Source organism: Afipia felis ATCC 53690 (assembly GCF_000314735.2).
Lineage (GTDB): Bacteria > Pseudomonadota > Alphaproteobacteria > Rhizobiales > Xanthobacteraceae > Afipia > Afipia felis.
In genome coordinates this window covers 1,395,147-1,412,472 of record NZ_KB375270.1, presented here as the reverse complement: position 1 = coordinate 1,412,472, position 17,326 = coordinate 1,395,147, and the positions used below count along the sequence as shown (strand labels likewise).

The 17,326-nt window shown below is 60.8% G+C and carries 19 protein-coding genes and 1 pseudogene; 13 read left to right on the top strand and 7 right to left on the bottom strand.

From position 1 onward, the window contains the following. Positions 1-28: 28 nt before the first annotated feature. Positions 29-235 (bottom strand): hypothetical protein, encoded by a 207-nt coding sequence (locus HMPREF9697_RS20835; protein WP_147293879.1) that lies wholly within the window; start codon positions 233-235, stop codon positions 29-31. 283 nt (positions 236-518) lie between these two features. Between HMPREF9697_RS20835 and HMPREF9697_RS06690 the strand changes: the two genes are divergently transcribed. Beyond that, positions 519-2,333 (top strand): methyl-accepting chemotaxis protein, encoded by a 1,815-nt coding sequence (locus tag HMPREF9697_RS06690; protein WP_002716418.1) that lies wholly within the window; start codon positions 519-521, stop codon positions 2,331-2,333. A gap of 16 nt (positions 2,334-2,349) precedes the next feature. Here HMPREF9697_RS06690 and HMPREF9697_RS06685 read toward each other — a convergent pair whose 3' ends face one another. The 3 genes from HMPREF9697_RS06685 to HMPREF9697_RS06675 are packed head-to-tail and all read right to left on the bottom strand — an operon-like array spanning position 2,350 to position 5,389. After that, positions 2,350-3,612, bottom strand: coding sequence for an adenosylmethionine--8-amino-7-oxononanoate transaminase (locus HMPREF9697_RS06685; RefSeq protein WP_002716417.1), 1,263 nt, complete (start codon positions 3,610-3,612; stop codon positions 2,350-2,352). Beyond that, the gene (gene bioD, locus HMPREF9697_RS06680; RefSeq protein WP_002716416.1) at positions 3,609-4,241 is read right to left on the bottom strand and encodes a dethiobiotin synthase; all 633 of its coding nucleotides are present in this window, start codon (positions 4,239-4,241) and stop codon (positions 3,609-3,611) included. The genes HMPREF9697_RS06685 and bioD overlap by 4 nt, the downstream gene beginning before the upstream one ends. Continuing rightward, entirely contained in the window at positions 4,238-5,389 is a 1,152-nt protein-coding gene (locus HMPREF9697_RS06675; RefSeq protein ID WP_002716415.1) for an 8-amino-7-oxononanoate synthase, read from the bottom strand. The genes bioD and HMPREF9697_RS06675 overlap by 4 nt, the downstream gene beginning before the upstream one ends. A 235-nt stretch (positions 5,390-5,624) precedes the next feature. Between HMPREF9697_RS06675 and HMPREF9697_RS20830 the strand changes: the two are divergent. The 4 genes and pseudogenes from HMPREF9697_RS20830 to HMPREF9697_RS06660 all read left to right on the top strand — a co-directional run. Beyond that, positions 5,625-5,725 (top strand): annotated as a pseudogene (locus HMPREF9697_RS20830) (PKHD-type hydroxylase); the annotation flags it as partial. Continuing rightward, positions 5,722-6,624, top strand: a complete 903-nt coding sequence (gene exbB / locus HMPREF9697_RS06670; protein WP_051053903.1) for a tonB-system energizer ExbB — start codon at positions 5,722-5,724, stop codon at positions 6,622-6,624. The pseudogene HMPREF9697_RS20830 and the gene exbB, both read left to right, overlap by 4 nt. 12 nt (positions 6,625-6,636) lie before the next feature. Further along, positions 6,637-7,101, top strand: coding sequence for a TonB system transport protein ExbD (gene exbD / locus HMPREF9697_RS06665; RefSeq protein ID WP_002716413.1), 465 nt, complete (start codon positions 6,637-6,639; stop codon positions 7,099-7,101). Positions 7,102-7,112: 11 nt separating this feature from the next. After that, on the top strand, positions 7,113-7,910 hold the full coding sequence (locus tag HMPREF9697_RS06660; RefSeq protein WP_002716412.1) for a TonB family protein: 798 nt from the start codon (positions 7,113-7,115) through the stop codon (positions 7,908-7,910). A gap of 27 nt (positions 7,911-7,937) precedes the next feature. Here the strand turns inward: HMPREF9697_RS06660 and ku are convergent, their stop codons facing one another. After that, a complete protein-coding gene (ku, locus tag HMPREF9697_RS06655; RefSeq protein ID WP_002716411.1) occupies positions 7,938-8,804 on the bottom strand; it encodes a non-homologous end joining protein Ku in 867 nt (288 codons plus the stop codon). 291 nt (positions 8,805-9,095) lie between these two features. Here ku and HMPREF9697_RS06650 point away from each other — a divergent pair, with 291 nt between their 5' ends. Continuing rightward, complete coding sequence (locus HMPREF9697_RS06650) at positions 9,096-9,800, top strand: outer membrane protein (protein WP_002715740.1); 705 nt, start codon at positions 9,096-9,098, stop codon at positions 9,798-9,800. 118 nt (positions 9,801-9,918) lie between these two features. Here the strand turns inward: HMPREF9697_RS06650 and mobA are convergent, their stop codons facing one another. Next, the gene (gene mobA / locus HMPREF9697_RS06645) at positions 9,919-10,551 is read right to left on the bottom strand and encodes a molybdenum cofactor guanylyltransferase MobA (RefSeq protein ID WP_002716410.1); all 633 of its coding nucleotides are present in this window, start codon (positions 10,549-10,551) and stop codon (positions 9,919-9,921) included. A 106-nt stretch (positions 10,552-10,657) separates the two neighbouring features. Here mobA and mobB point away from each other — a divergent pair, with 106 nt between their 5' ends. From mobB to HMPREF9697_RS06615, 7 genes are all read left to right on the top strand, one after another. Further along, positions 10,658-11,182: a molybdopterin-guanine dinucleotide biosynthesis protein B gene (mobB, locus tag HMPREF9697_RS06640; RefSeq protein WP_002716409.1), complete on the top strand. Its 525-nt coding sequence runs from the start codon at positions 10,658-10,660 to the stop codon at positions 11,180-11,182. Between the two features lie 3 nt (positions 11,183-11,185). After that, complete coding sequence (locus HMPREF9697_RS06635; protein ID WP_040307837.1) at positions 11,186-12,439, top strand: molybdopterin molybdotransferase MoeA; 1,254 nt, start codon at positions 11,186-11,188, stop codon at positions 12,437-12,439. Between the two features lie 5 nt (positions 12,440-12,444). Further along, positions 12,445-12,672, top strand: coding sequence for a sulfurtransferase TusA family protein (locus tag HMPREF9697_RS06630; protein WP_002716407.1), 228 nt, complete (start codon positions 12,445-12,447; stop codon positions 12,670-12,672). 347 nt (positions 12,673-13,019) lie between these two features. Then, positions 13,020-14,423 (top strand): L-lactate MFS transporter, encoded by a 1,404-nt coding sequence (locus tag HMPREF9697_RS06625; RefSeq protein ID WP_002716406.1) that lies wholly within the window; start codon positions 13,020-13,022, stop codon positions 14,421-14,423. Positions 14,424-14,435: 12 nt separating this feature from the next. Beyond that, positions 14,436-14,561 carry an MFS transporter small subunit gene (locus HMPREF9697_RS21635; RefSeq protein ID WP_002716405.1) on the top strand — a complete coding sequence of 42 codons (126 nt, stop codon included), beginning with the start codon at positions 14,436-14,438 and terminating at the stop codon, positions 14,559-14,561. A 93-nt stretch (positions 14,562-14,654) separates the two neighbouring features. Next, entirely contained in the window at positions 14,655-15,542 is an 888-nt protein-coding gene (gene bla / locus HMPREF9697_RS06620; protein ID WP_430642199.1) for a class A beta-lactamase, read from the top strand. 101 nt (positions 15,543-15,643) lie between these two features. Further along, positions 15,644-15,850, top strand: a complete 207-nt coding sequence (locus tag HMPREF9697_RS06615; protein WP_040308154.1) for a hypothetical protein — start codon at positions 15,644-15,646, stop codon at positions 15,848-15,850. Here HMPREF9697_RS06615 and HMPREF9697_RS06610 read toward each other — a convergent pair. Next, on the bottom strand, positions 15,847-17,157 hold the full coding sequence (locus HMPREF9697_RS06610) for an NAD(P)/FAD-dependent oxidoreductase (RefSeq protein WP_002716402.1): 1,311 nt from the start codon (positions 17,155-17,157) through the stop codon (positions 15,847-15,849). The two genes, HMPREF9697_RS06615 and HMPREF9697_RS06610, sit on opposite strands and share 4 nt — an antisense overlap. Positions 17,158-17,326 lie beyond the last annotated feature (169 nt).

Sequence of the window (17,326 nt, the reverse complement as noted above, 5' to 3'; positions counted from 1 at the left end):
AAAAGCGGCCGGAGCCGCCTCACAGCTATTAAAGCACAGCGGAAGCGGCGGAAGGTTCAAATATTGCGTGATCCGCGTGGATGATTTGCATGAGCGCCGAGGCAGGATGCAGCCACTGAATAACAGCCGTCGCATCTACTAAGCGCTCTGCTAATTTCATTCGTGTGATGTATTGCGCGCCACGTAGTTGCAAACGCCGAGCGGAATTTTGCAGCGCGATAGACAGGCGCGTCAATCTGTCCTCGTTCAATGACCGACTGCGAAGAAACGCAGATATTTCAGGGCTTATTCGTGCGTTTTAGCCATTCGTCGGGAGGTAACATTTTAACGTACCGTTCTCTATTTTATGCCATCTGTCTGTTTGCGGATTTGCTGGCCATTCGCCGGCGTTGAAAGCATGCGGAATTCGGGGACAGAAGCGACGATAACAGCGCGGTGCGCAACAGCAGATGTCATCTGCAACGATTTGAAGGTTCTCTGTCCGATAATTTTGATGACTCGTGTTTGAAGGGGCTGACATGCTCGGCGGGATCAAGAAGCTCAATATTTTCGGCTGGACCAGGAATCTTTTCGGCTGGACCAAGTATTTCGGTTGGGTCTCGAGAGTGGCATCGAGATTTAATATATTCTCCTTCGTCAGGCATATCGGTTTGTCCTGGAAGGTTCAGATCGCGCCGCTCTTCCTGGTCATCTCTCTTGTCGCGCTGGGGATTTATTCCCTGAAGACGCTTCAACACAATCAGTCGTCAGAGGAAAGCCTGATGTCAGGTCCGGTTCGCCAAGCCGAACTGATGAGCGACTTCACCTCTACGATCTGGTCGGCCCATGCCAATTTGTATCGCCTCACGACGACGGCGGCGACCGAGACGGATGCCAAAGCCATCTCGGACTACGTATTTGACACCACGACTTCGCTTAGCCGTGTCGACGATGCGTTGTTGGCTCTCGAGGTCAGCCTGTATGAGCCAAGCTCGGTTTTGTCGAAGGAAGACTACGCAAAACTGAAAGATGCCGTCGCTGTCTATGCAGCCAAGGCTAAAATCGTCATCGACAAGACGGGCGCTTCCGGGGCCGATACGAGGTTCATCAAGGATGCGGAAAATCAGTTTTCGGCTGTGTCGCAACTGGTTTCCGACATGATGAGCGCGAGCAGCACGCGCAAAAGCATGGAGATCGGTATTTCTCAGGTGCGCCTCGAAGAGCAGCAGTTCACTCTCAAGATCGTGCTGGGCGTCATTTCCGCGTTTGGTCTGCTATTCTCGTTCCTGATCGGTCGCGGTATCTCCAAGCCCGTTGTCGTGATGACCAAGGCGATGCATGAACTCGCCGGCGGCGATCTGTCGGTGCAGTTGCCGGGCCTCGACCGTGGTGATGAAGTCGGCCAGATGGCGCGCGCGGTGGAAGAATTCAAGGTTCAGGCGGTGACCAAGGCCGAGCAGGAGGCCGTCGAGCGCGAAACCAAGAATCGCGAGCTGGCGACGACCCGCAAGGCCGAGCTTCATGCGCTTGCCGAGAGTTTCGAGAGCGCCGTCGGCAACATCATCGAACATGTCAGCTCGGCTTCGACCGATCTTGAATCGTCAGCGATGGTATTGACCCAGAGCAGCGTCGCGACGCAGGAACTCAGCGCCGTGGTGGCGAGTGCCTCGGAAGAAACCTCCAGCAACGTCCAGTCGGTCGCATCCGCGACCGAGGAAATGGCGGCTTCGGTGTCGGAGATCGGCCGGCAGGTGTCGGAGTCCAACCAGATTGCGGCGGAAGCCGTTGAACAGGCGCAGCGCACCGATACGCGGATCAGTGAATTGTCGGAAGCGGCGAACCGCATCGGCGATGTCACCATGCTGATTACGACGATCGCGAGCCAGACCAATCTGCTGGCCCTCAACGCCACCATCGAGGCGGCGCGCGCGGGCGAGGCGGGCAAGGGCTTTGCGGTGGTCGCGCAGGAAGTGAAGGCGCTCGCTGCCCAAACGACCAAGGCGACCCACGAGATCAGCACCCAGATTGCGGCCATGCAGTCGGCGACGGAAGAGTCGGTGGTTGCGATCAAGGAGATCGGCGGCACCATCGGTCGTCTGTCGGAAATCGCCTCCATCATCGCTGCCTCCATCGAGGAGCAGGGCGCGGCAACGCAGGAGATTGCGTTGAACGTCCAGCAGGCAGCAGCCGGCACTTCGCGTGTCGCCACCAGCATCGCCGACGTCCATCGCGGCGCGGGCGATACCGGATCGGCCTCCTCTCAGGTGCTCTCGGCGGCGCAGTTGCTGTCGAACGAGAACCGGCGGCTGAAGACCGAAGTCGCCAAATTCCTGGAAACGGTGCGGGCCGCCTGAGGCGGTCCGGCAGCGATCAGGGCCGAGTGGCTGCGGCCTCTGCGATCGCGCCGTAAATGCGCTCGATATCCTCCGGCGTGACGCAATAAGGCGGCATCACATAAATGTTGTTGCCGAGCGGGCGCAGGAGGATGTCGCGCCGGTTGAAATGGGTGAGAAGCTTCGGCCCGATTTTGGCAAGATAGCCGGCATCTCCGACTTTCAGATCCAGCGCCGTGATGGTGCCGCAGCGGCGGACATTCTCGAAACGGGAATCGTTTCGGAACGGCGCAATCGCGCGCTCCTGCATGGCGCAGAGCGATGCGAGCCGCTCGCGGGTTTGTGGGTCGTCCCACAGTTTCAGATTGGCGAGCGCGGCGGCGCAGGCGATCGGGTTCGCGGTGTAGGAGCTGGAGTGGAAGAACGTCTTTGAACGGTCCGTCGAATAATGTGCCTCGAAGATCGCGGGTGTGCACAGCGTCACGGCGAGCGGCAGCGCGCCGCCGGTGATACCCTTCGAATAGCAGACGATATCGGGCGTCACGTCCGCCTGTTCGCAAGCGAACAGCGTGCCGGTGCGCCCCCATCCGGTCATCACCTCGTCGGCGATGAACAGCACGTCGGCTTTCGTGCAGATGCGACGCATCTCGCGCAGGATGTGCGGCGGATACATCAGCATGCCGCCCGCGCCGAGGATCAGCGGCTCGACGATGAAAGCCGCAGGCTTCTCGCGACAGGCACGCTCCAAGGCATCGAGTGTGTCCTGTTCCTGTCCTTCAGCCGGAAATGGCACGCGGTCGACAGAGAACAGCAGGGGTTCGTAGGGGGCGTTGAACACACCGCGCGCGCCGACCGACATCGTGCCGATGGTGTCGCCGTGATAGGAATGCTCCATCACCACGATGCGTTCGCGCGGTGCGCCGAGGTTGCGCCAGTAGCCGAGCGCCATCTTGAGCGCGACCTCGACGCTGGTTGAACCGCTGTCCGAAAAGAAGACGTGCGACAACCCCTCGGGCGCGAGTGCAATCAGCCGCTCCGCGACTTGTTCGGCGGGTGGATGGGTCTGTGCAGCGAAGATGATCTGGTTGAGCTTTGCTGCCTCTGCCTGGATCGCGCGAACGATGTCGGGGTGGCAATGGCCGTGTGTGACGACCCACCATGAGGCGATGGCGTCGAGAATGCGGCGGCCGTCATCGGTGTGAAGATATGCGCCCTCGGCCTGCACGATGGTGGGAAAGTCGTCATACAGCGCATGCTGCGTGAACGGATGCCAGACCGGCGATTTGGTCGGTGAGGTCATGAGGCGAAGTCGGTCAGGTTGAAGGATGCAGCGAACGCGCCACGCAGACTTTCGCGCGTGAGCGGCGAGAGACGGGGCAGGCGGCCGAGGTGGCGGACGTCGCCAAGCTTGCAGATGATGCGTTCGCTCTCGGCCTGCTCGTCACCGATGAAGGCAATGCCGACGAGCGGAATATTCCGGCGCTTCACCGCCTCGATCGACAGCAGCGAATGATTGATGGTGCCGAGTGTGGTTCGCGCGCAGAGCACCAACGGCAATTTCCAGCGTGCGAAGATGTCGATGAAAAGCGTATCGTCGTTCACGGGCACCATCAGGCCGCCAGCGCCTTCAATCACGAGCGGTCGCTCGCCGGGCGGCGGTGGACGGAGCGTGTTGGCGTCGATCGTCACACCGTCGATGCGCGCCGCGTAGTGTGGGGAGGCGGGCGTGTTGAGGACATACTGCTCGGGAATGATGCGTTTGGCAGAGAGGCCGCCGAGTTCGGCGACGCGGCGCGCATCGGTGCCATCCTCATGCCCGGCCTGCACCGGCTTCCAGTAGTCAGCGTCGAGCGCATCGGCGAGGCCTGCGCAAAACACAGTCTTGCCGACATCGGTATCGGTGCCGCTGACGATCAGTCGTGTGGTCATGCCTGCAGTGTTTGCGCTTCTTCCTTGAGCGCCGCAAGCATGGATTCGACGTCCGCGTTGGTCACGTTCAGCGTCAGCGAGATGCGCAGTCGTGCAGTGCCCGCAGGCACGGTCGGCGGACGAATACCGCGGATGTCGAAGCCGCGCCGCTGCAGGGCAGCCGCAAGCGTCATGGTGCGCTCGTTGTGGCCGACGATGTAGGGGATGATCTGCGAGCCGGATGGCGTCCAGCCTTGCGCGCGGATTTTGTCGCCCGCGAGTAAGATAAGATCATGCAGTCGTTGCCGCCGTTCGGACTCCTCGCGCAGGATATTCAAGGCCTCTCCAACGGCGACCGCCATCAGCGGCGAGGGCGCGGTGGCAAAGATGAAGGGGCGGCTGCGGTTGATGAGAAAATCGCGTAGCAGCTTCGTCGTCATTACCAGTGCGCCCGATGCGCCGAGCGCCTTGCCGCAGGTATGAACGGCGACGACATTGGTGCGGCCTTCATAGGCGGCGGACAGGCCGCGTCCCTCCGGTCCGAACACGCCGGTAGCATGCGCCTCGTCGATGTAGAGAAAACCGTCGTTGCGGTCGGCGATCGCCATGAGTTCGTCGAGCGGCGCAGTATCGCCGTCCATCGAGTAGATGCTCTCGACTGCGATCCACGGTCGGCCTTTGCCGCCCTTGGTCCGCCACGCCCGGATGGCGTCTGCAACGGCGTTGCTGTCGTTATGCGGGGTCTCGACAATTTCTGCGCGGCTAGCTTTCGCACCCTCGCGCATGCTGGCATGAGCGAGTGCATCCATCACGATCAGGTCACCGCGCTGGGGCAGAGTGCTCAGTGCAGCGAAATTCGCGCTGTAGCCTGCGCCGAAATACAGTGCGCTTTCCGCTCCGAAGAAATTAGCCGCATCAGCCTCGAGTTGTTCATGCTCTGTGCAATTGCCGCGCAGCAGGCGCGAGCCGCCAGCGCCGATCGGCGTGCCGGATTCGATCGCGGCAGTCACCGCCTTGCGCAGGCGGGGGGATTCCGCAAGCGCCAGATAATCGTTGGAGACGAAATCGATCCCCAGGCGCGGTTGCAGGCTACGCAAGCGTCCGTCACGAGCCAGTGCGGCCAGCGCGCTCGTGTAGCGGTCATCAGCGAATTCTTTATCCAGAGGCAAGGGAACGGCCAAAAATCACCGGGAATTGAGAAAACTCCAAGCATTTTAACATGCTGGGGGGAGAAGCGGCAGAGGCGGGCACTGTGGCTGGCCGCGAGCATTACCGCTATCGCGGAATTCTAGACCTATTCTATCCTTTCAAAGCCAAAAAATGCACGTCGAAGAATGACTTGAGCCCTCTCCTGGGACATACAGGGCTAACAAGGAGACGAGTTTGGCAGGTTCGGTCCCGAGGGCCGTTCAGGCCTTGATCGGACAGCCGGGTCGGGATGACCCTGAAACGGTCAAATTGACCGGCATTGTTCGCAACCTCATTGCTACTGGGCCGACGTATGAAAACCATTCGCTTGATCACGTGCCTTTCGATTATCGCCTGTCTGTCAGGCGTTGCACCCGTATTGGCACAGCAGGCTGTTCCTGCGCAGTCCGCTGCTCCGGCGGTCAGTTCGCCTGCGCCTGCCGTACCGTCAGCGACCGCGCCGACTGCGACTGCAACACCTGCGCCCACGGCGTTACCAGCGGCGGAGGCTGCAAAGGGCATGGCGGTTCCGCACGATCTGTCGCCGTGGTCGATGTTCATGTCGGCCGATATCGTGGTCAAGCTCGTGATGATCGGTCTCGCGTTCGCGTCGTTGATGACGTGGACGATCTGCTTTGCGAAAATGCGTGAGCAGTTCGTGGCGCAGAAGCGGCTCAAGGATGCGCTCCGCGCGGTGTCGAACTCGCGCACGCTGGCCGAGGCACGCATGGCGCTCGGCACCGGCAAGACCGTGCTGTCATCGTTCCTGGCAATGGCCGTTCATGAAGTGCGGCTGTCGTCCGGCATTGTCGGCGATGCGGGCATCAAGGAGCGGGCGGCGTCGCTGTTCGCTGAACTGACACGTAGCGAGGCACGCCGGATGCGCCTCGGCATGGGCATGCTCGCGACCATCGGCGCGACCGCGCCGTTCGTCGGCCTGTTCGGCACGGTTTGGGGCATCATGAACTCGTTCATCGGCATCTCGAAGATGCAGACGACCAACCTCGCCGTGGTTGCACCGGGCATCGCGGAAGCGCTGCTCGCAACCGCCATGGGCCTCGTCGCGGCGATCCCGGCGGTCATCATCTACAATCACTTCTCCCGCGTGACGAAGCGCTATCTGGAGCTTGTCAGCCAGGCGTCCGGGGCGGCGGGCCGTCTGCTATCGCGCGATCTCGACCGTGGCCATAGCGCGGTCTCGCACGCAGCCGAATAACGGAGACGGTTCGTGGGTGTTACGTTCAACGATGTCGATGATGGCGACGATCTCAGCGAAACGCATGAGATCAACGTCACGCCGTTTATCGACGTCATTCTGGTTCTTCTGATCATCTTCATGGTTGCGGCGCCGCTCTCCACCGTCGACTTGCCGGTGGATCTGCCGTCTTCGACCGCGACGCCGACGAAGAAGCCGGACAAGCCGACCTATGTGACCATCAAGTCCGACCTCGCTGTCGCGATTGGCGAGACGCCCGTGAAGCGGGTCGATCTCGTGAACGCGCTCGATGCAGCCGGAGAGGGCAACAAGGACCGCCGTATCTTCCTGCGCGCAGACCGCGCGGTGTCTTACGGCAACATGATGGATGTTCTCGAAATCCTTCGTGCCGGTGGATATCTGAAAGTGGCGCTGGTGGCGCTCGAGGGTGTGCCTGACAGCACCGGCACGGCCATCCCGGCGGCGAAGCCGCAATAACCGGAAGAACGATGTTCCTGAACCGGCTGTGGAACGACCCGTCGAGGCGCGTATGGCTGTTCGCCGCCATCGCGGCCTTGATCCTGCATGGCGCGGTTGCGGCCATCGCGGTGACGAGTCTGACCGACACGGCTGACGACGACGAACTGGGTGCAGCCGGCATCGAGGTGGGCCTCGAATTTCTTGCGCCACGCGGTGAGGCGACGGACCTGCCACCGGGACCGGACACTGAAGCCTCCGCGGCTTCGCCGCAGGTGACGGAGCAGAAGGCGGAGGTGAAGAAGACCGACCTGCCGCAGGATAAGCCGATCGAATCCGAAGACCCGGACCGGGTGGTATCTCCCGACAAGGCCACCGACCCGAAAGAAGATGATCCGAATGTCGCTGCCAAGCAGCAGGCGCCCTCGACGGAGTCGATAGCCGCGGAAGCGACCGCGATGCCGACCTCGGAGGCGGCCCAGCAATCCGATCGGTCGACGACGCTGGCGCAAGGCACTGGCGCGAGCAAGCAGCGCATCAAGACGACGTGGCAGAAGGAACTGGTCGCGCACCTCGACCATCACAAGCGCTATCCGACCGATCGCTCCGATGTCAGCGTCAAGATCATGGTGAGTTTCGAAATCGACCGGACCGGCCACATCATTTCGAGCACGATTGTCCAGGGTTCGGGATATCCCGAATTCGATCAGGCGGCGCTCGCGATGCTGAAGCGCTCCGATCCCGTGCCCGCGCCGCCGCCGCTGGTTGCGGACGAAGGATTGAGTTTCACGCTGCCGGTCGTCTTCCGCGCCCACGGGAAGAAGAAATAAGGCGCTGCCTTAAGCGGCCAATCCTCTCTAGCTTGCCTTGCGGGCGCGCGCCTTCGAACTGGTCTGCTTTTTGGTCGCGCGGGGAGTGGTGCGAGCCGGGCGACGCGCGGATTTGGCATTGCCTTTCAGGCTCTCGCGGAGCGCATCCATCAGATTGATGACGTTACCGCTTTCGCGGGGCGTGCTCGGTGCCTTGATCTTCTGGCCCGAACGTTTGCGGTCGATCAGTTCGGTAAGCGCACTCTCATAATGATCCTCGAAATGACTGGGATCAAAATCGCCGGTCTTGCCCTCGACGATGTGTTTGGCAAGGTCGAGCATTTCCTTGGTGACTTTGACATCCTTGATGTCGCCGAAATAGTCGGCCTCGTCGCGCACCTCGTAAGGGAAGCGCAACAGCGTGCCCATCAATCCCTTCTCCAGCGGCTCCAGCGCTATGACGTGTTCGCGGTTGGTCAGCACGATGCGTCCGAGCGCCATCATGTTCATGGAGCGGATCGTCTCGCGGATCACGGCATAGGCGTCTTGGCCGACCTTGCCGTCGGGAACAATGTAATAGGGACGAATCAGGAAACGATTGTCGATCTCGTTCCGAGGGACGAATTCGTCGATGTCGATGGTGTGGGCCGATTCCAGCGCGATGTTGTCGAGTTCGTCGTCGCTGACTTGAATATATGTGTCGGTGTCGACCTTGTAGCCTTTGACGATGTCCTCGCGCTCAACTTCCTCGCCGGTCTCGGCATCGACCTTGGCGTATTTGATTCGATGACCGGTGTTCTTGTTGATCTGGTTGAAGCGAATCTTGTCGGTCTCGGATGTCGCGGGAAACAGCGCGACGGGGCAGGTGACGAGGGACAAACGGAGGAAGCCCTTCCAGTTCGCACGGGGCGCCATCGTTAACTCCGGGTTACGCAAGGCCAGCCGACTCAATGGCGCGAGGGCGGATTCGTTCCGGAACATGTCCCATCAGGAGAAAACCAATCTACCAATGGAGGCGAAACGGTTCTGAGGTACCGAAAATCCGGATTTGTTCGCCTGAGTTCCCGTGTGGTGTTGCCACGTTATTGCCTTGTTTACGCTACGGTTTTTGAAAGTTCACTGTGGTGTTTTCGCTACAGCATTTTGCGCCGCATCGTGGTCAATAGCGTTCATTCGACTTCTACGGACGTTTGGGAGACTACCTCTATGAAAAAGATCCTTCTTGCAGCCACTGTCGCGGCTCTGAGCTCGACCTCGGTGTTCGCTGCTGACCTCGCGGCCCGCCCCTATACCAAGGCTCCGCCGGCTTACGTTGCCCCGATCTACAACTGGACCGGTTTCTACATCGGTGCCCAGGTTGGCGGCGCGTTCCAGGGCTCGAGCGGCTTCACCACGGATAACGCGGCTATTGTCGGCACCCGTAACGACAGCTCGTTCCTCGGCGGCGGCGTTGTCGGCGCCAACTACCAGTTCGCTCCGAACTGGGTTGTCGGTCTCGAGGGCGAATTCAACGGGCTGTCGAGCAACCGTCATACCTTCAGCGACGGCACCGATGCGATCCGCATCAAGAACGACTGGCTGGCTTCGGTCACTGGCCGTCTCGGCTACACCTGGGGTCCTGGCATGATCTACGCCAAGGGCGGTGTTGCATTCCGCGACAACGGCGGCATCGACTCGACCTCGCTGGCCCTGGTTGACCGCAAGGACACTGGCTACACCGTCGGCGCTGGCCTCGAATACATGTTCGCTCCGGCCTGGTCGGCGAAGATCGAGTACCAGTATTACAACTTCGATCACACCACCGTGGCGTTTGCTCCCGGTACCGTGCGCTACAGCGACGACCTTCACACTGTGAAGGCCGGCATCAACTACCACTTCAACTGGGGTGGCCCGGTTGTTGCCCGCTACTAAGACTTGCTGATCGCTCACGCGATCCAACGAAAAGGCCGGCGAAAGCCGGCCTTTTTTGTTGCCTCGAGAATAAAGGAATTCGCCTGCTGCAATCGCAGGCTGCTCCTCCGAAGCGCTGTCACCCGCCGTCGAGCGCTGCAAGCCGCGTCGCTTCCGCGAGGTCATCCGCTTGATTGGCATTAAAGAACGGGTCGAGCGGTTCGGTTGGCCATGACGCCTGCGCCAGCCGGAATCGGCGCACGAAGGCATGAGCCTTGCGGAAGTCCTCGACCGTCAGGGCATGCCGGATGGCATGACGAATCTCGACATTCCAGATCGCGATAATCGGATGCATCTGACCGCCGGATTCGGCGACCGCAATTTCGGCATCGTTGTCACGCCGGGCCTGATGCAGGCGGGACACGAGGTCGCGCGGCAGGAAGGGACAGTCGCCTGCGGCGGTGAGGACATATTGGACGCCAGGACGGTTCACCACCGCCCATTCCAGGCCCGCCAGCACCCCAGCAAGCGGACCGGGGAAGTCCGCGACGTCATCGGACACAACTGGCAGGCCGAACGCCTTAAAGCGTGCGGGATCGCCATTGGCGTTGAGCACCAGCCCATCGCATTGCGGTGCGAGACGGTCGATCACGCGCTCCAGAATAGGACGCCCGGCAATGAGCCGCATCGGCTTGTCGCCGCCGCCCATGCGGCGGGCGAGGCCGCCCGCCAGAATTACGCCGGGCGTGGGCGGATAGCCATTTTCTATCATGCGATCCGTCCTCATGGTTCCTGCAGTCCGCATCGATTTGACGCCTTGCGGCTTGTGCCGGGCGACAGTCACGCTATAGCACGCTAAGAATAGAGTGGAGAATGCGATGCGGGTGATCGGGCTGGCCGGATGGAGCGGGGCGGGAAAGACCACGCTGCTGTCGCGCCTCGTGCCGCATCTGATCGGCGAAGGCGCGCGTGTCTCCGTCATCAAGCACGCACATCACGAGTTCGATATGGACAAGCCGGGCAAGGATTCCTGGGTCCATCGCCAGGCCGGCGCGACGCAGGTGCTGATCTCCTCGGCGAAACGGTGGGCATTGCTGAACGAGCTACGCGGTGATCCCGAACCATCGCTTTTCGAGTTGCTGTCGAAAATGGCGCCCGTTGATTACGTCATCATCGAGGGGTTCAAGGCGCAGGAGCATCGCAAGATCGAGATCTATCGCGCCGAGAATGCCAAGCCGTTGATGTTTCCGAACGATCCGAACATCATCGCGGTCGCGACCGATGTGCGCGTGGAGAGCGAATTGCCGGTGCTGGGTCTCAACGACATTCCTGCGATTGCGGATTTCGTGAAAGCACATGCCGAGAATCGCGACGAGCTTCTCGCGCGTGCCACGATGGGTTGAAGCATGGCGCAACTCTCGGATGATTGTTTCGCATTCGGTGGCCCGATGATGAAGGTCGATGAGGCGTTGGCCATCATCACTTCGCGCCTGACGCCGGTCGAAGACATCGAGAGCGTCGAGGTGTCTTCTGCCGATGGCCGAACCCTTGCGGCCGATGTGATTGCGCCGATCAACATTCCATCCTTCATGAATTCCGCCGTGGATGGTTATGCGGTGCGCGGCGAGGATGTACCGGTCGGTGGCGAACGTGAATTCAAGGTGCAGAACCGCGTTACGGCGGGCGCCATAGCGAATGAAGTCATCCGGCCCGGCCATGTGATCCGCATTTTCACGGGCGCGCCGATGCCGCCGGGCGCCGACACGGTCTACATGCAGGAAGACGTCGAGGTCGGCGATGGTACCGTCCTGCTGCCGCCCGGCCTCGAACCGGGGGCGAACGTTCGTCTGGCCGGCGAGGATATTTCGCAAGGCTCCATTGCCTTGTCGAAAGGCAAGCGGATGCGCCCGCAGGATGTTGCGCTGGCGGCGGCGCTCGGGTTGACCGAGCTTGCGGTACGCCGGCGTCCGCGCGTTGCCGTCTTCTCGACAGGAAACGAAGTGGTGGCGCCGGGTGAGGAGCGAGCCGCGGCGCAACTGTTCGATTCCAATCGCACCATGCTGAGCGCGATGCTGCTCCGCCTCGGCTGCGAGGTTATGGACCTCGGCATCCTTCGCGATGATCGGGCGATGCTCGCAGCGGCGCTGAAACAGGCTGCACAAAGGTGTGACCTGATCCTGACCACCGGCGGCGTTTCGACGGGTGAGGAGGATCATGTCAGAGCAGCGATCGAGATCATCGGCTCGCTGGTGTTCTGGCGCATGGCGATCAAGCCGGGCCGTCCGGTGGCGATGGGGGTAATTGACGGCACGCCGTTTATCGGTTTGCCAGGCAATCCGGTGGCGGGCTTCGTCACCTTTACCTATGTGGTGCGGCCTGCGATTCTCGCTCTTGCGGGAACGTCTCCGATACCACTCGTTCCGCTGCGTGTGCGCGCGGCATTCGATTATCGCAAGAAGGCAGGGCGCCGGGAATATATCCGGGTGGCGCTGAAACAAGGCGATGCCGGGTTTTTCGACGCCGTGAAATTTCCGCGCGAAGGCGCGGGCCTGCTGTCATCGCTGGTACAGACCGACGGCCTCGTTGAACTGGAAGAGACTGTCTCCAGCATCAAGCCGGGCGATCTGCTCAACTTCCTTCCGTATTCGAGCCTGCTGTAACGACAATGTCATCCCACCGGCTCGATCTCAGCGGATTGAAGTGTCCCTTACCGGTTTTGCGAACCCGCAAGGCGCTGAAGTCCATGCAACCCGGCGACAGCATCGAAGTCGTTTGCACCGATCCGCTCGCAGCGATCGATCTCCCTCATCTGATCGGGGAAACGGGCGACCGTATCGAGGTCGTGAAGCGCGATATGGGCGGGATCATCTTCCTGATCGAGAAGCTCGGCTAGGCATAGCTCTCCAACAGCATTTCCATCGTGGTCCGATAATATGAAGTCGGATTCCGTTCGCAGGAGCAGCATAGCCCTGCCGAATGAATGTCGTTCTACCTTTGGCTGATCGACATTAACTCCACGTTCTGTCCCAATCCGATGGATTCCATCTATCATTCCGATGGATGGGAATATCTGAAGTGAGGCGGGTTTAAATCAGTTGAAATGCCGCGCGTCGTGATCCTCGCGGCTCGCCGATGCCTTGGGCAACGTCCCAGTCCGCGCTGAAGCGGAGGCACGGAGAAAACTGGATTGCCAATGGGATAGCAGACCACCCTAGAAGTGGCTGTGAGGGGAGAAACAACATGGCTTCATTTTTAGACCGCGAAAATACGGTCGCTAAGCCGGGCTTCAGCCGGTGGATGGTTCCACCGGCTGCGCTCTGCGTGCATCTCTGTATCGGTCAGGCTTACGCTTACAGCGTCTTCAACCTGCCGATGACCAAGCTGATCGGCATCACGCAATCAGCCCCCGGCGATTGGAAGCTCACCGAGCTCGGGTGGATTTTCTCCATCGCGATTTTCTTCCTCGGCGTTTCGTCCGCCATATTCGGCCGCTGGGTCGAAGAAGGCGGCCCGCGCAAAGCGATGTTCACCGCGGCCTGCTGCTGGGCCGGCGGCTTCTTCGTATCGGCGGTTGGTGTCTATCTCCATACCCTGTGGCTGATCTATCTCGGCTATGGCGTTCTGGGCGGCATCGCGCTCGGCATCGGCTACATTTCGCCGGTCTCGACGCTGATCAAATGGTTTCCGGATCGTCCCGGCATGGCAACTGGCATGGCCATCATGGGTTTCGGTGGCGGCGCCTTTATCGCCTCGCCGCTGTCGGTCTGGTTGATGAGCAAGTTCAATACCCCGACGCACATCGGTGTCATGGAAACCTTCATCGTGCTCGGGGTGGTGTATTTCTGTTTCATGATCGTTGGTTCGATCATCGTGCGCGTCCCGGCGCCCGGCTGGGCTCCGGCCGGCTACGTGGCTCCGGAAACGAGCAAGAAGCTGATCACCCGTAACGACGTCTTCGTCTACGACGCCGTCAAGACTCCGCAGTTCTGGCTGATCTGGTGGGTTCTCTGTCTGAACGTCACCGCCGGCATCGGCGTGCTCGGTCAGGCTTCCGCGATGAGCCAGGAAATGTTCCCCGGCAAGATCACGCCGATCGCCGCCGCGGGCTTTGTCGGCTTGATGAGTCTGTTCAACATGGGCGGCCGTTTCTCGTGGGCGTCGCTGTCGGACTATATCGGCCGCAAGAACACGTACTTCGTGTACATGGTGCTCGGCTTCATCCTGTATTGCACGGTGCCTTTCGCCGGCAATTCCGGGAATGTCGTTCTGTTCGTCTGCTGCTTCCTTGTCATCATTTCGATGTACGGCGGCGGATTCTCGACGGTGCCAGCCTATCTGAAGGATATGTTTGGCGTCCGGTACGTCGGCGCTATCCACGGCCTGCTGCTGACCGCGTGGTCGATGGCTGGCATCTTCGGTCCGGTGATCGTCAACTATCTCCGTGAGTACAACATCACTCACGGTGTTCCCAAGGCACAGGCTTACAACAACACCATGTACATCATGGCTGGCTTGTTGGTGGTTGGCTTCATCTGCAACCTTCTGGTTAAGGCGGTTGCATCCAAATACTGGATGGTTGGAGACAAGCCGGGCAGCGTTGCCAACAGCGCGCTGGCCACTGCACCCGACAGCGCCAAGGCATAAGGAGAGAACATCATGCAGAGCACACAAGAAAACGGCACCAGCACGCTGCAACTCATTATCGCTTGGGGCTTCGTTGGCATTCCTTTGATCTGGGGTGTGTTGTCGACGCTCGACAATGCGATGAAGTTGTTCAAGTAACTTCTGTTGCCATCTGAAAGCCGCAACTGACGGCTTTCTAAGCCAGGACCGCACAAGCTGTCCTGGCTTTTTATTTGCATGGTACATTCTCGAATGATGACAACACGACGTACCTTCCTGATCGGAACGACCGCCTTGCTTGGGGCAGGGATCTCGGCACCTCAGGTCTTTGCGGGACCGTTGGAGAATCTGAAAGACAGGATCAGCCGCATCGAAGCCAAGGTGGAAGGCAGGCTCGGCGTCGCCGTTCTCGACACCGGTTCGGGCCGCAGCTTCGGTTACAGGGAGAACGAGCGTTTCCCGATGTGCAGCACGTTCAAGCTGATGGCCGCTGCAGCAATTCTGAAGCGTGTCGAACAGAAGCAGGAGACGCTCGAGTGGCGCGTACATTTTACCAAGAGCGATCTCGTCACTTATTCGCCGGTCACGGAAAAACACATTGAGAGCGGGATGACGGTCGCCGAACTGTGCGAGGCGGCGATCACGCTCAGCGACAATACGGCCGGCAATCTTATGCTCGCCATGCTTGGCGGCCCGTCCGGCGTCACGGCATTTGCCCGGGCATTGGGCGATCCGCTGACCCGGCTCGATCGTACCGAGCCGACCTTGAACGAGGCCGTGCCCGGTGATGTCCGCGATACCACGACGCCCGCCGCGATGGCGGAGAACCTGCAGAAGTTGATCTTCGGACACGCGCTGGCCAAGGCGTCATCCGCGCAATTGCAGGCCTGGCTTCTGGCCAACAAGACCGGCGATGCGCGTTTGCGGGCACGGCTTCCCTCCGGCTGGCGGGTGGGTGACAAGACAGGCAGCGGCGAGCGCGGTTCGACCAATGACATCGGCATTCTGTGGCCACCTGATTCAGCGCCCATCATCGTGGCGGCATATCTGACGGAAACCGCAGCGCCTGCGGATAAGCGCAATGCCGCGCTGGCTGAAGTTGGAGACGCCGCGGCGACTGATTTGAGACCTCGCAGTTAAGGACAGGCCGCAGTCAGTCGCCCGGTTGCAAAAGCGGAACTTTTGCGATGCACCGGCGTTGGTATGCCAAGCTTAATTATCCCAACGACAGCGAGGCTTGCATGAACGATGTGATTGATCGCGTGATGACGACCTTCGCCATGATGCGTAGCGTGGACGATGCCGAGCTGGAGGCTTCGCGTATCAAGCTCACCAGCTATATTGATGAGCTGACTTCTGCCGGTCAGCATGACGAACAGCGTCTGGCCGTGCAGGGCCTTGCTTATATGCGCGAGTTGTATGACGTCTCGGGGAGCGCGCCGCGCTAGTGCAATTTGACCGGCGGCAGCGTGGTGCGCCGCAGCCGGTCGGCCAGAAAAAGCGCCGTGGCTCGCAGCCAGCCGTGCAAGGCAACACGGTGCATGTGATAGAGCGACACATATAGCAATTTGGCCAGAGTGCCGTTGGCCGGGAAAACAGACTGGCTATGCCGCAGCGTTGGGAATTCGCCCGCAGCGCCGCCTTCGCCGAGCGACACCAGGGTGCCGCGCGGCTGGTACTTGAAGGGGCCAATGCTTCGTCCGGCCAGACGGCGTTCCAGTAATTTTGCCAGATAATTGGCCTGCTGATGTGCGACCTGCGCGGTCGGCGGTACCAGGGCATTTCCAATATGGGCAGGAGCCGCAGCGCAGTCGCCCATTGCGAAGATGTCCGGAGCACCGATGCAGGCGAGATGGTCATCGACCTTGATACGATTGCCCGGCGTAAGCGACAGGCCTTTCAGTTTTGCGACGATGTCGTGACCCGATACGCCGGATGCCCAGACCTTGATCTCGCAAGGTACCGTTTTGCCGCCCTTGAGGTGCAGGGCGTCGGCGGTCACCCGTTCGACGCTTTGTCCCAGCAGGATACGAACCCCAAGCTTCTCAAGCACCTTCGTGGCGTGGCTGGAAGTCTTCGGGTCGACCGCTGGCAGAATGCGCGAGGCCATGTCCACCAGCGTGATATCGAGCTTGCCGCTGGCGCCGAGGCCGCCCCAGCGCTCCATGGCATGGACCGCGTGGTGCAACTCGGCGGCAAGCTCGACGCCGGTGGCGCCAGCGCCGACGATGCCAACGCGGACCCGGTCGAGCCGGCCTGCACCGACCTGAATGGCCGCGTCCAGGAAGGCCCGCTGCAGTTTCAGAGCCTGAGCCGGGCTGTCGAGCATATGGCAATACTCGAGCACGCCGGGAATTCCGAAATCATTCACCCGGCTGCCGAGCGCCAGCACCAGCGTGTCGTAATGCAGGGTGCGCTCGCCGAGAATCTCGCTGCCATCGGCCGGGCTCAGGACGCGGTCGAGCTTCACAGTCTTGGCTGTGGGGTCGATCGACAGCAGGCTGCCAAAGGCAAAATCAAACCCGTGCACGCAGCCATGAGCGAGATAGTTGGTTTCGTCGTCACCGCTCCCGATCAGGCCTGCGGCAACCTCGTGCAGGCGTGGCTTCCAGAGGTGGGAGGGGTTGCGGTCCACCAGCACGATCTGCGCCTGTTTGTGTCCGAGGCGGTGGCCCAGCCGAGTGGCAAGTTCGAGGCCGCCCGCGCCACCGCCAACAATGACGATACGGGGCAGAGTGCCTGGGGGCGGGGTCATGGTGTTTCTCGCGTCTAGGGCCTGAAACCCTGATAGGCTAACACCGGAATCCAGCGTGACATCAGGCCGCAATTGGTTGGAGACGAAGGCCGAATCGCGGAAAACCCGATTCCAGCCGAGAAGCGCCGAAACTGGCGGCACCGGCTGCCACTGCGGCACGAGGGCGCCA